Source organism: Nocardioides nitrophenolicus (assembly GCF_016907515.1).
GTDB classification, from domain to species: Bacteria; Actinomycetota; Actinomycetes; order Propionibacteriales; family Nocardioidaceae; genus Nocardioides; species Nocardioides nitrophenolicus.
In genome coordinates this window covers 5189116-5201155 of record NZ_JAFBBY010000001.1, presented here as the reverse complement: position 1 = coordinate 5201155, position 12040 = coordinate 5189116, and the positions used below count along the sequence as shown (strand labels likewise).

At 70.3% G+C, this 12040-nt stretch carries 11 protein-coding genes; 7 read left to right on the top strand and 4 right to left on the bottom strand.

Annotation, left to right across the window (positions count from 1 at the left end; all coding sequences use genetic code 11):
• Positions 1 to 27: 27 nt before the first annotated feature.
• Entirely contained in the window at positions 28 to 282 is a 255-nt protein-coding gene (locus JOD66_RS24990; RefSeq protein ID WP_204839487.1) for a hypothetical protein, read from the top strand.
• Here JOD66_RS24990 and JOD66_RS24985 read toward each other — a convergent pair.
• The 3 genes from JOD66_RS24985 to JOD66_RS24975 form a co-directional block, all read right to left on the bottom strand.
• Entirely contained in the window at positions 221 to 1063 is an 843-nt protein-coding gene (locus JOD66_RS24985; RefSeq protein ID WP_204839486.1) for a methylenetetrahydrofolate reductase, read from the bottom strand. The genes JOD66_RS24990 and JOD66_RS24985 overlap by 62 nt on opposite strands.
• The gene (locus JOD66_RS24980) at positions 1063 to 2694 is read right to left on the bottom strand and encodes a BCCT family transporter (RefSeq protein ID WP_204839485.1); all 1632 of its coding nucleotides are present in this window, start codon (positions 2692 to 2694) and stop codon (positions 1063 to 1065) included. Before JOD66_RS24980 ends, JOD66_RS24985 begins: the two co-directional genes overlap by 1 nt.
• A 115-nt stretch (positions 2695 to 2809) precedes the next feature.
• Positions 2810 to 3274, bottom strand: coding sequence for an Lrp/AsnC family transcriptional regulator (locus JOD66_RS24975; protein ID WP_307823708.1), 465 nt, complete (start codon positions 3272 to 3274; stop codon positions 2810 to 2812).
• Positions 3275 to 3422: 148 nt separating this feature from the next.
• Here JOD66_RS24975 and JOD66_RS24970 point away from each other — a divergent pair, with 148 nt between their 5' ends.
• The 4 genes from JOD66_RS24970 to JOD66_RS24955 are packed head-to-tail and all read left to right on the top strand — an operon-like array spanning position 3423 to position 7369.
• Entirely contained in the window at positions 3423 to 4589 is a 1167-nt protein-coding gene (locus JOD66_RS24970) for a polyamine ABC transporter substrate-binding protein (RefSeq protein WP_204839483.1), read from the top strand.
• Complete coding sequence (locus JOD66_RS24965; protein WP_204839482.1) at positions 4573 to 5706, top strand: ABC transporter ATP-binding protein; 1134 nt, start codon at positions 4573 to 4575, stop codon at positions 5704 to 5706. Before JOD66_RS24970 ends, JOD66_RS24965 begins: the two co-directional genes overlap by 17 nt.
• Positions 5706 to 6554 (top strand): ABC transporter permease, encoded by an 849-nt coding sequence (locus JOD66_RS24960; protein ID WP_204839481.1) that lies wholly within the window; start codon positions 5706 to 5708, stop codon positions 6552 to 6554. Before JOD66_RS24965 ends, JOD66_RS24960 begins: the two co-directional genes overlap by 1 nt.
• A complete protein-coding gene (locus JOD66_RS24955; protein WP_239545438.1) occupies positions 6551 to 7369 on the top strand; it encodes an ABC transporter permease in 819 nt (272 codons plus the stop codon). The genes JOD66_RS24960 and JOD66_RS24955 overlap by 4 nt, the downstream gene beginning before the upstream one ends.
• A gap of 82 nt (positions 7370 to 7451) precedes the next feature.
• Here the strand turns inward: JOD66_RS24955 and JOD66_RS24950 are convergent, their stop codons facing one another.
• Positions 7452 to 8846, bottom strand: a complete 1395-nt coding sequence (locus JOD66_RS24950) for an aspartate aminotransferase family protein (RefSeq protein ID WP_307823706.1) — start codon at positions 8844 to 8846, stop codon at positions 7452 to 7454.
• 124 nt (positions 8847 to 8970) lie between these two features.
• Between JOD66_RS24950 and JOD66_RS24945 the strand changes: the two genes are divergently transcribed.
• Both JOD66_RS24945 and JOD66_RS24940 read left to right on the top strand, forming a co-directional pair.
• Complete coding sequence (locus tag JOD66_RS24945) at positions 8971 to 10410, top strand: gamma-aminobutyraldehyde dehydrogenase (protein ID WP_204839479.1); 1440 nt, start codon at positions 8971 to 8973, stop codon at positions 10408 to 10410.
• Between the two features lie 48 nt (positions 10411 to 10458).
• Entirely contained in the window at positions 10459 to 12030 is a 1572-nt protein-coding gene (locus tag JOD66_RS24940; protein WP_204839478.1) for a fibronectin type III domain-containing protein, read from the top strand.
• Positions 12031 to 12040 lie beyond the last annotated feature (10 nt).

Sequence of the window (12040 nt, the reverse complement as noted above, 5' to 3'; positions counted from 1 at the left end):
CCGCCCGGCCGACGGATCGTTGAGGGCATGACCACCCAGCAGCCAGCCCTCACCATCACCCTCCTGCGCGCGCTCTGGCGGGTCCTGCGCGAGATCGCGCACGGCGTCGACGCCGGTGCCCTGGTCGCGCACGGGCGGCCGGTGCCTGCGGACCACCCGGCCCGGCGTCGCCTCGACCACGAGGAGGTCGAGCGCCGGCTGGCCGAGCTCTACCCGCGGCTCAGCCGTCGAGCCGGGCCAGCCAGTCCCGGCGCCACGCCTCGGTCTCGGCCACCTGGTTGAAGGTGTAGACGTGCAGTCCGCTCACCCGCATCAGCGGCTCGCCGAGGGCCGGCGCGCACCTCTCGACGAACGACTCCCCCGTGAACCCGCCGGGTGCGACCAGCCGCGTCATCAGGCCCTTCTGCTTGGCCAGGAAGCGCGTCGAGTCGCCGACGCCGATCTTGGTGGCCATGCCGAGCAGCTTGGCCCGGTCGACCGGGCCCGGCACGCCCAGCAGCAGCGGCAGCTCGACGCCGCGCCGGCGCACCCGCTGCAGCCAGTCCTTGAGGACCGCCGGGTCGAAGGTCAGGTTGCTGACGATGTACGTCGCGTGCTTGCGCTTGTCCCACATCGACTGCACGGTCAGGTCGTCGTGGATCTTCGGGTGGCTCTCGGGGTAGCCGGTCACGCCGACGTCCGCGAACGGGCTGCCGAGCGCGGTGAGGTCCTCCAGCAGCGAGACCGCGTCGTGGTAGTCGCCGACCGGGTCGGCGTCGCCGCCGGGCACGAAGACGTTGCCGATCCCCGCCGCGCCCAGCCGGGCGACCAGCTCCGCCAGCTCGGCGCGACCGCTGACCATCCGGGCGGCGAGGTGGGGCACCACCGTGTAGCCGGCGGCCGCCAGCCGCTCCGCGGTGGCGACGGTGCGCTCGAGGCCCATCGACGGCGAGGCGGTCACGGTCAGCGGGACCTCGGTCGGGACCGCCTCGAGGACCTTGGCCTCGATCGTGGTCGTCGGGAGGATCTCGTAGCGCGCGTTGCCGAGCAGCCGGCGGACCGTCGCCCGGTCGTGGGTGCGCATCAGGGCACCTGCTCCTCGGGGGCGGGGTCGGCGCCCAGGCTGGCCAGCGCGACGTTCTGGTGCACGACCAGGTCGTACTTCTGCGCGTGCAGCACGGCCCGGCGCACCCGTGCGGGCAGTGTCGACTCGTAGGGCTCGGCCCGCAGCGACTTCACCAGCGAGACGCACATCGCCACGATCACCAGCATGAACGGCCCGGCCACGATGATCACCAGGGTCTGCAGCGCGCCCAGCCCCCCGGACCACAGCAGGATGGACGCCACCGCGCCCTGGGCCACGCCCCAGAAGACGACCAGCCAGCGCTTCGGCTCCTCCTCGCCGTGCTGGCTCAGCATGCCCATCACGATCGAGGCCGAGTCGGCGCCGGTGATGAAGAAGATGGCGATCAGGAAGACCGCCAGCACCACGGTGACCGAGGCGATCGGGTACTCGCGCAGGGTCGTGAACAGGGCACTCTCCGTGCCTTCCTCGACGAGCACGGCGCCCAGGTCGCGCGCACCGCTGAGCTGGACGTCGAAGGCCGCCCCGGCCATGATCGAGAACCAGACGAAGGACACCAGGCTCGGCACCGCGATCACGTAGATCACGAACTCGCGGATGGTGCGGCCCTTGGAGATCCGGGCGATGAACATGCCGACGAAGGGCGTCCACGAGACCCACCAGGCCCAGTAGAAGATCGTCCAGCCGCTGATGAAGGCGTCGCCGCCGAACGCCCCGGTGCGGAAGGACATCGCCGGCAGGTGGGTCAGGTAGCCGCCCAACGACTCGGTGAAGGTGTTCATGATGAAGACCGTCGGTCCGACGACGAAGAGGAAGAACACCAACAGCACGGCGGCGATCGCGTTGGCGTTGGAGAGCAGCTGCACCCCCTTCTCGACCCCACTCACCGCGGACGCGACGAAGCACACGGTGAGGAAGGCGATCACCGCGACGGTGAGCCACTTGGAGTCCCCGGACCCGAAGACGTCGTCGAGCCCACCGGTGATCTGCAGCGCGCCGAGGCCGAGCGAGGTCGCCGAGCCGAACAGGGTCGCGAAGATCGCGATCACGTCGATCGCCTTGCCCGGCCCCTCGCTCGCCCGGCGTCCCAGCAGCGGGCCGAACGCCCCGGACACCAGGTTGCCGGCACCCTTGCGGTAGGCGAAGTAGCCGATCGCCAACCCGATGACGGCGTACATCGACCACGGGTGCAGGCCCCAGTGGAAGAAGGCGTACTCCATCGCGGTGCGGGCCGCCTCGGGCGTGCCCGCCTCGGCCCGGCCCGGCGGGGTGCTGCCCGGATCGGTCGAGGTGAGATAGGTCAGCGGCTCGGCGACGCCCCAGAACATCAGGCCGATCCCCATGCCGGTGGCGAACATCATCGACACCCAGGAGAACGTCGAGAACTCCGGTGTCGAGTCGTCCGGGCCGAGCCGGATGTTGCCGTAGCGGGTCACCGCCAGGTAGCAGGACAGCATCAGGAAGCCGGCACTGACGAGCACGAACATCCAGCCGAAGTCGTCGGTGACCCAGGCGAGCGCCTTGCTCGTGGCGGTGGTCATCGAGTCCGAGTCGACGGCGCCCCACAGCAGGAACGCCAGGACGAGCGCGGCGGCGACCCCGAACGTGACCCGGTCCAGCTTCTCGGCCATGCGCATGTCCTCCCGCGAGGCAACAGTTGCGCTATCCGCAACGCACTTCAGATAGCGCAACTACCATGCGCCGGTGCCCCGGCTCGCGTCAAGCAGTTGGGCGACCGGATCCGGCTCAGCGCACGCCCCACGAGTAGGTCTGCTTGCGCAGCTTGAGGTAGAGCAGGGTCTCGGTGCTCAGCACGCCGGGGATGGTGCGGATGCCACGGGAGATCAGCTGGAGCAGGTGGTCGTCGCTCTCGCAGACCACCTCGGCGAGCAGGTCGAAGGAACCGGCCGTGATCACGACGTAGTCGATCTCGTCGATCGCGGCCAGGGCGTCGGCGATCGGCTCGAGCTCGCCGGTGGCACGGATCCCGATCATCGCCTGGCGGGCGAAGCCGATCTCGGTGGGATCGGTGACCGCGACGACCTGCATCACGCCGCCATCGACGAGCCGCTGGACCCGCTGGCGCACCGCGGCCTCGGAGAGGCCGACCGCCTTGCCGATGGCGGCGTACGAGCGGCGGCCGTCCTCCTGGAGCTCGGCGATGATGGCCTTGGAGACGTCATCGAGGGGCGGCGACTTGGGCTTGGACACCCGCCGATCCTCACAGGGTCGACCCCCGCCATGCAACAGCCAGGTACGGAATCCGTTGCAATCTCGTGAATCGGCTTCGGAATCGCTTGTCATGTGATCCGGGTCATGTCACGATCGGCACGTTCTGAATCTGGGGAGGTGCACGTCGGTGGTCAATGCCCGCCTGAGTCGCAGGTCCGCGCTCCGCGGGGGCGCCGGGATCCTGCTCGGGGGCGCCAGTCTCGGCGTACTGCCGCTGTTCGGCACCCCCGACCGCAAGCAGGATCCGGCGACCTGCCGGGCCCCCGACCTGTCGTCGTCCAACAAGCGACTGGTCGTGTCGAACTGGCCCGGCTACATCGACGAGGACGACGGCGACTACGTCTCGACGCTCACCGAGTTCGAGAAGCGCACCGGCATCCAGGTGAGCTACACCGCCGACGTCAACGACAACCTCGAGTTCTTCGCCAAGGTGGTCAACCAGCTCGGCTCGTGCCAGTCGTCCAAGCGCGACCTGTTCATGCTGACCGACTGGATGGCGGCCCGGATGATCCAGGTGGGCTGGATCCAGCCGCTCGACAAGAGCAAGGTGCCGAACCTGCACGCCAACCTGATCGACTCCCTGCAGGGCGTCGGCTGGGACCCCGAGCGCACCTACTCCGCGCCGTGGCAGAGCGGACTGACCGGCATCGCCTACAACAAGTCGAAGGTCAAGGAGGTGCGCTCCTTCGAGGAGCTGCTCACCCGCTCCGACCTGCGCGGCCGGATCTCGCTGCTCACCGAGATGCGCGACACCATGGGCCTGATCATGCTGACCGAGGGCGCCGACCCGGCGGACTTCGACCAGGACGACTGGGACAACGCCATCGACCGGCTGCGCAAGGCCCGCAACGACGGGCAGGTCCGGGCGTTCACCGGCAACGACTACATCCAGGACCTGTCCGCCGGGAACATCCTGGCCTGCGAGGCCTGGTCCGGCGACGTCGCGGCCGCCGAGGACGAGAACCTGGTGTTCGTCTCGCCCGAGGAGGGCCAGATGATCTGGTCCGACAACATGCTGATCCCCAACCTCGCGACCCATCAGGGCAACGCCGAGGAGTGGATCAACTACTACTACGACCCGGAGGTGGCCGCGAAGCTCGCGGCGTACGTCTGGTACATCTGCCCGGTCAAGGGTGCCCAGGAGGCGATGGAGAAGGTCGATCCCAGCCTCGTCGACAACCAGCTGATCTTCCCGTCCGCCGAGTCGCTCAAGACGATGCACTCGTTCATGGCCCTCGAGGAGTTCCAGATCCGCGCCTACGAAGGAGATTTCGCCGATGTCATTGGCGGCTGACAGCGGCCGGAGTCTCCGGCTCACCGCGCTCACCAAGGAGTTCGCGACCTTCACGGCCGTACGCTCGCTCGACCTCGAGGTCCCCGCGGGCAGCTTCTTCGCCCTGCTCGGGCCCTCCGGGTGCGGCAAGACGACGACGCTGCGGATGGTCGCCGGTCTCGAGGTGCCGACCTCGGGCACGATCCACCTCGGCGAGGACGAGATCACCTACGAGAAGCCCTACCGGCGGCCGGTCAACACCGTCTTCCAGAACTACGCGCTCTTCCCGCACCTCGACATCCACGAGAACGTCGCCTTCGGCCTGCGCCGCCGCAAGATCAAGGACGTCGACAGCCAGGTCAAGGAGATGCTGGCGCTGGTCGAGCTCGAGTCCCAGGCCCGCAAGAAGCCGCCGCAGATGTCCGGTGGCCAGCAGCAGCGCGTCGCGCTGGCCCGCGCGCTGATCAACCGGCCGGAGGTGCTGCTGCTCGACGAGCCGCTCGGTGCCCTCGACCTCAAGCTGCGCCGCTCCATGCAGATCGAGCTCAAGCGGATCCAGACCGAGGTCGGCCTCACCTTCGTGCACGTCACGCACGACCAGGAGGAGGCGATGACGATGGCCGACACCATCGCCGTGATGAACGGCGGGATCATCGAGCAGATGGGCTCCCCCGCCGAGCTGTACGAGAACCCACGCACCACCTTCGTCGCGAACTTCCTCGGCCAGTCCAACCTGATCCCCGGCAGCGTCGCGAGCGCGGCCGACGACGTCGTCCGGGTCGACATGCACGGCACCCAGGTCTCCATCCCCGCCGACCGGGCCCACACCCGCAGCGGCGACGGCTGGGTCGGCATCCGGCCCGAGAAGGTGCTCATCGCGCCCGCCGGCGAGCCGATCGACGCACCCGGCAACCACATGAGCGGCGGCATCATCACCGACGTCAGCTTCGTCGGCGTGAGCACGCAGTACCTGGTCCGGATGCCCTGGGGACAGGAGCTGATGTCCTTCGAGCAGAACACCGGCCGCCGCGCGGTCCTCGACAAGGGCACCAAGGTCGACGTCTCGTGGCGGCCCGAGTTCGCCTTCCTGCTGCCCGCCAGCCAGGACGTGAACGCCGGCGTCATCGAGGAGTCCTGATGCGCAGGGGCCGCTTCACCGGCTACTGGCTGATGCTGCCCGCCACGCTGTGGCTCGGGCTGTTCTTCGTCATCCCCTTCTACTCGCTGCTCGCGACCAGCCTGTTCGACCCGAAGGGCTCGGTCCTCACCGGCTACAGCGTCGACTACCGGATCGCGAACTTCGTCGACGCGCTCGACCAGTTCTGGGAGCCGCTGCTCCGCTCGCTCTGGTACGCCGGCGTGGCCACCGCGATCTGCCTGGTGCTCGGCTACGTGCTGGCCTACGCGATCGCGTTCAAGGCGGGCCGGTGGCGCAATCTCCTGCTGGTGCTGGTGATCGCGCCCTTCTTCACCAGCTTCCTGGTGCGCACCCTGTCGTGGAAGCTGATCCTCGCCGACGACGGCTTCGTGGTGAACACCCTGCAGTTCCTGCACCTCCTCGGCGACGACGGCCGGCTGCTGGCCACGCCGGTCGCGGTGATCGCCGGCCTGGTCTACAACTTCCTGCCGTTCATGGTGCTGCCGCTCTACGCCAGCCTGGAGAAGATCGACGGCCGGCTGGTCGAGGCCGCCAGCGACCTCTACGCCTCCCCCGCCCGCGGCTTCCTCAAGGTGACCCTGCCGCTGTCGAAGCCCGGGGTCGTGGCGGGCACCCTGCTGACCTTCATCCCGGCCGCGGGCGACTACATCAACGCCGCGCTGCTCGGCAGTCCCAACCAGCGCATGGTCGGCAACGTCATCCAGAACCTGTTCACCAGCACCGGCGACTACGCCACGGCCGGCGCCCTGTCGGTGATCCTGATGGCCATCATCGTCGCGATGGTCATGGTCTACATCCGCACCGCGGGAACGGAGGACCTGGTATGAGCGGGCTGCAGCGGGCCGGACGGTGGGTCGGCGAGCACCTGGTGCTGGCCGCCGGGCTCCTGGTCCTGGTCTACATGTTCGTGCCGATCGCCGTCGTGATGCTGATGAGCTTCAACGACAACAGCAAGTCCCGCAATGTGTACGCCTTCCGCGACTTCACCTGGAGCAACTGGGCCAACCCGTGCCGCCCCGACGGCATGTGCGAGGCCGTCGTACGCAGCATCGAGATCGGCCTGCTCGCGACCATCGTCGCCACCCTGATCGGCAGCCTCGCGGCGTTCGCCCTCGTCCGGCACGACTTCGTCGGCCGCTCGGTGGCCAACACCGTGATCTTCCTGCCGATGGCCTCGCCCGAGATCGTGATGGGCTCCTCGCTGCTCGCGCTGTTCGTCGCCGGCGGCTTCGGCGGCCGGCTCGGCTTCGTGACGATCTTCATCGCCCACGTGATGTTCTGCCTGTCCTTCGTCATCGTGACCGTCAAGGCCCGCCTGTCCGGGCTCGACGAGAACCTCGAGCAGGCCGCGATGGACCTCTACGCGAGCGAGTGGACGACCTTCTGGCGGGTGACCTTCCCGCTCGTCTTCCCCGGCATCGCGGCCGCCGCGCTGCTGAGCTTCTCGCTGTCCTTCGACGACTTCATCATCACCAACCTCAACGCCGGCCAGACGGTCACCTTCCCGATGTTCGTCTGGGGCGTCTCGCAGCGCGGCATCCCGATGCAGGTCAACGTGGTCGGGACCGTGATGTTCCTGGTCTCGCTGCTGATCGTGGTCTCGAACATGCTCGCGACCCGCAGGCGGGCACCCGCGGCGTAGCACACGACGAAGCGGCGGTCCCGGGTCCCCACGACCCCGGACCGCCGCTTGCTGGTGGCGATGCTGCGCTGCGTCCCCGTTGCTACAGCAGCCCCGCCGCCTCGGTGAGGACCGAACGGAGCTTCTGCTCCATCTCGTCGAAGTGCTCCTGGCCGCAGATCAGCGGCGGCGAGAGCTGGATGACCGGGTCGCCGCGGTCGTCGGCGCGGCAGTAGAGCCCGGCGTCGTAGAGGGCCTTGGACAGGAAGCCGCGCAGCAGCCGCTCCGACTCGTCCTCGTCGAAGGTCTCCTTGGTGGCCTTGTCCTTCACCAGCTCGATGCCGTAGAAGAAGCCGTCGCCGCGCACGTCGCCGACGATGGGCAGGTCGAGCAGCTTCTCCAGGGTGCCGCGGAAGGCGCCCTCGCGCTCGCGGACCCCCTCGTTGATCTTCTCGTCCTCGAAGATCTCCATGTTCTTCAGCGCGACCGCCGTCGAGACCGGGTGCCCACCGAAGGTGTAGCCGTGGAGGAAGCTCTCGGTGCCGTGGGCGAAGGGCTCGTAGACCCGGTCACTGGCGATCATCGCGCCCAGCGGCGAGTAGCCGGAGGTCAGGCCCTTGGCCGAGGTGATGATGTCGGGCTGGTAGCCGTAGCGCTCGGCGCCGAACATGTGGCCCAGCCGGCCGTAGGCACAGATCACCTCGTCGGACACCAGGAGCACGTCGTAGCGGTCGCAGATCTCGCGCACCCGCTGGAAGTAGCCCGGCGGGGGCGGGAAGCAGCCGCCGGCGTTCTGCACCGGCTCGAGGAAGACCGCGGCGACGGTGTCGGCGCCCTCGTTCTCGATCGCCACCGCGATCTGGTCGGCGGCCCAGCGGCCGAACGCCTCGGGGTCGGACCCGTCGAGGAAGCCGCCGGTGATCTCGGAGGCCCGGTAGGCGTTGGTGTTCGGGACCCGGAAGGTCGAGGGCACCAGTGGCTCGAAGGGGGCCTTGAGGCCGGGCAGGCCGGTGATCGAGAGCGCGCCCTGGGTGGTGCCGTGGTAGGCGATCGCCCGGCTGATCACCTTGTGCTTGCCGGGCTTGCCGACCAGCTTGAAGTAGTTCTTGGCGAGCTTCCAGGCGGACTCGACCGCCTCACCGCCGCCCGAGGTGAAGAACACCCGGTTGAGGTCGCCGGGCGCGTAGCCCGCGATCTTCGCGGCGAGCTCGATCGCGGTCGGGTGGGCGTAGGACCACAGGGGGAAGAAGGCCAGCTCGCCGGCCTGCTTCGCCGCGACCTCGGCGAGGTCGGTGCGGCCGTGGCCGAGCTGGCTGACGAACAGCCCGCCGAGGGCGTCGAGGTACTTGCGGCCCTGGGCGTCCCAGACGTACGGGCCGTCGCCGCGCACGATGATGGGCACGTCGGCCGTGTCGTACGACGACATGCGGGTGAAGTGCATCCACAGGTGATCCCGCGCGGACTTCTGGAGGGCGTCGTGCGCCGTTGTGTCTACCACCCGACCATCTTGGCGCTCCAGTCCGGAAACGGCAAGTGAATCAGTGGCGGTTCGGGAGATCCGCAACGGATTTCGTTGCCGCCGGGCTTCCTTGCGACGGACTTGCTGGCTACGCTCGCCACCCATGACCGCCCTGCGCAACTTCATCGACGGCGCGTGTGTCGACGCCGCCTCCGGAGCCACCTACGACATCGTCAACCCCGCGACCGGCCGGGCGTACGCCACCGCGCCCGCCAGCGCCTCCGAGGACGTCGACCGCGCGATGCGGGCCGCCGAGCGCGCCTTCGAGACCTGGGGCGAGACCACCCCGAAGGAGCGCCAGGAGGCGCTGCTCCGCATCGCGCAGGCGATCGAGGACCGCGCCGACGAGTTCGTCCGCGTGGAGTGCGAGAACACCGGCAAGCCCGTCGGCCTGACCGCCGACGAGGAGCTGCCGCCCAGCGTCGACGAGTTCCGGTTCTTCGCGGGCGCGGCCCGGGTGCTGGAGGGGCGCAGTGCCGGCGAGTACCTCAAGGACCACACCTCCTGGGTCCGCCGCGAGCCGATCGGCGTGGTGGGCCAGGTGACGCCGTGGAACTACCCGTTGATGATGGCGATCTGGAAGATCGCGCCGGCGCTGGCCGCGGGCAACACGATCGTGCTCAAGCCGAGCGACACCACGCCGGCCAGCACGGTCCTGCTCGCCGAGGTCGCCGCCGAGTTCCTGCCGGCCGGCGTGCTCAACGTCGTCTGCGGCGACCGCACCACCGGGCGCGCGCTGGTCGAGCACCCGACGCCCCAGCTGGTCGCGATCACCGGCTCGGTGCGGGCCGGCATGGAGGTCGCGGCCTCGGCCGCCACCGACCTCAAGCGGGTCCACCTCGAGCTCGGCGGCAAGGCGCCGGTCGTGGTCTTCGACGACGCCGACATCGAGGCGGCCGCCACCGCCATCGCGGGTGCCGGCTACTTCAACGCCGGGCAGGACTGCACCGCGGCCACCCGGGTCCTCGCGGGGCCGGGCATCCACGACGAGCTGGTCGCCGCGCTCGCCGAGCAGGCCCGCGCCACCCGGACCGGACTGCCCGACGACCCCGAGACGGCGTACGGCGCCCTCAACAACCCCGACCAGCTGGCCCGGGTCGCCGGGATGGTCGACCGACTCCCCGACCACGCGCGGCTCGAGGCCGGCGGCACCCGGCCGACAGTCGCGGGCGGCGAGGGCGGCTACTACTACGACGCCACCGTCGTCTCCGGCCTGCGCCAGGACGACGAGGTGATCCAGCAGGAGATCTTCGGGCCGGTCATCACCGTGCAGCGCTTCTCCGACGAGGCCGAGGCGGTGCGCTTCGCCAACGACGTCCAGTACGGCCTGTCCTCCTCGGTGTGGACCACCGACCACGCCCGCGCGATGCGGATGTCGAAGCGGCTCGACTTCGGCGTGGTGTGGATCAACACCCACATCCCGTTCGTCTCGGAGATGCCGCACGGCGGCTTCAAGCACTCCGGGTACGGCAAGGACCTGTCGATGTACGGGCTGGAGGACTACACCCGGATCAAGCACGTCATGTCCTACACCGGGGCCTGAGCCCGCGGCGGCGCAGGGAGTAGCGTCCCGCCCGAAGGAGGACCCCCGATGACCATGCTCCCCCGGCTCCTGGCCCTGCTCGTGCTCCTCACTGGCGCCGCGCTGGTCGGCGCCACCCCGGCCGAGGCGGTCCCGCGGCCCTCCCCACCGCGCGCGGTCGCCGCGAGCGCCGGCGACGGCACGGCGACCCTGACCTGGAAGGCGCCGCGGCGCGGCTCGGCGATCCGGCGGTACGGCGTGCAGCGCCGCGACGACGCCGGCTGGACGACCGTCGCCACGGTCGGGGCGAAGCGGCTCGTCTGGCGCGCCCACGGGCTGGACAACGGCACGTCGTACGAGTTCCGGGTGCGAGCGCTCGGCAAGGCCCGGTGGGGGAAGCCCAGCGCCGGAGTCGAGGTGACCCCGCGGACGGTGCCCGACGCACCCGGCGCCCCCGAGGCGGACAGCTACGCCTCCGCGCTCGGCCTCTACTGGAAGGCGCCCGCGAGCAACGGCGCCGCCATCGACGCGTACCGGGTGGAGACCTCCACGAACGGCACCACCTGGGCACTCGCCGTGACCACCGCGCGCGCCGGCACGGCCGCGAGCCCGGTCCTGCTCTCCGGCCTGGTCCCCGGCGCCCGGTACTGGCTGCGGGTGCGCGCCCACAACGCCGCGGGGTACGGCGACCTCGCCGGCACCGGGCCCTACACCGTCCGCACGCCGCCAGGCGCGCCGACCGGACTGAGTGCCACGCCCGGCGACGCCCAGGTAGCGCTGACCTGGTCGGCCCCGCCCGGCGGCGGCCCGGGCGAGACGCCCGCCGGGCTCTACCGCGTCGAGCAGAGCGCCGACGACGGTGCGACCTGGTCGGTGTCCGGCGAGACCGACGACCTCTCGTACGTCGTCACCGGGCTGACCAACGACGCCGCCTACCTGTTCCGGGTGAGCGCGCGGTCCACCATCGTCCGGGTCGGCTACGGGCCCGCCGGTGCCACCGTCACCGCGACGCCCGAAGGCCCGCCGCTCCCGCCGGCCCTCGGCGTCTCCACCCCCGCCCTCACCGTGGTCGAGGGCGGCACCGCCACCTTCGTGGTCGAGCTCAGCGCCCCGGCACCCGTCCCGGTCGTGGTCGAGCTCGCCTCCGCCGACCCCGGCGCGGCATCGGTGCCGGCGCCGGTCATGATCCCCGCCGGCCAGACCTCCGCGCCCGTGCAGGTGGCGGGCGTCGGCGACGCCGACGTGGCCGACGAGACCGTGCTGATCACCGCGACCCTCGGCACGCAGCAGGTGACCGTCACGGCCACCGTCACCGACGACGACGTCCAGGCCCTCAGCGTCATCTCGGGCGGCCAGCCGCTGACCGAGCTCACCCTGGACGCCGACACGCCCTCCTTCACCCTCGGCGTCGGCCTGCTGTGGCAGCCGGGCGCCGACGTCCCGGTGACGCTCAGCTACAGCGGCACGCTGGCGAGCCTGGGCCGGACCGAGCTCACCTTGACGCCGGCGAGCTGGCAGCCGCAGCCGGTCGCCCTCGAGCTCACCGGCACCGGCACGGAGACCGCGACCGTCACCGTCAGCTCCCCCGGACTGCCCGACCACGTGGTCACCGTCACCGTCGGCAACCCCGGCCCTCCCTAGGATCAGGGCC

Excerpts from the sequence above, each read along its gene's own strand:
- JOD66_RS24990 (WP_204839487.1), top strand. The coding sequence starts at position 28 with ATGACCACCCAGCAGCCAGCCCTCACCATCACCCTCCTGCGCGCGCTC.
- JOD66_RS24985 (WP_204839486.1), bottom strand. The coding sequence starts at position 1,063 with ATGCGCACCCACGACCGGGCGACGGTCCGCCGGCTGCTCGGCAACGCG.
- JOD66_RS24980 (WP_204839485.1), bottom strand. The coding sequence starts at position 2,694 with ATGGCCGAGAAGCTGGACCGGGTCACGTTCGGGGTCGCCGCCGCGCTC.
- JOD66_RS24965 (WP_204839482.1), top strand. The coding sequence starts at position 4,573 with ATGTCATTGGCGGCTGACAGCGGCCGGAGTCTCCGGCTCACCGCGCTC.
- JOD66_RS24960 (WP_204839481.1), top strand. The coding sequence starts at position 5,706 with ATGCGCAGGGGCCGCTTCACCGGCTACTGGCTGATGCTGCCCGCCACG.
- JOD66_RS24955 (WP_239545438.1), top strand. The coding sequence starts at position 6,551 with ATGAGCGGGCTGCAGCGGGCCGGACGGTGGGTCGGCGAGCACCTGGTG.
- JOD66_RS24945 (WP_204839479.1), top strand. The coding sequence starts at position 8,971 with ATGACCGCCCTGCGCAACTTCATCGACGGCGCGTGTGTCGACGCCGCC.
- JOD66_RS24940 (WP_204839478.1), top strand. The coding sequence starts at position 10,459 with ATGACCATGCTCCCCCGGCTCCTGGCCCTGCTCGTGCTCCTCACTGGC.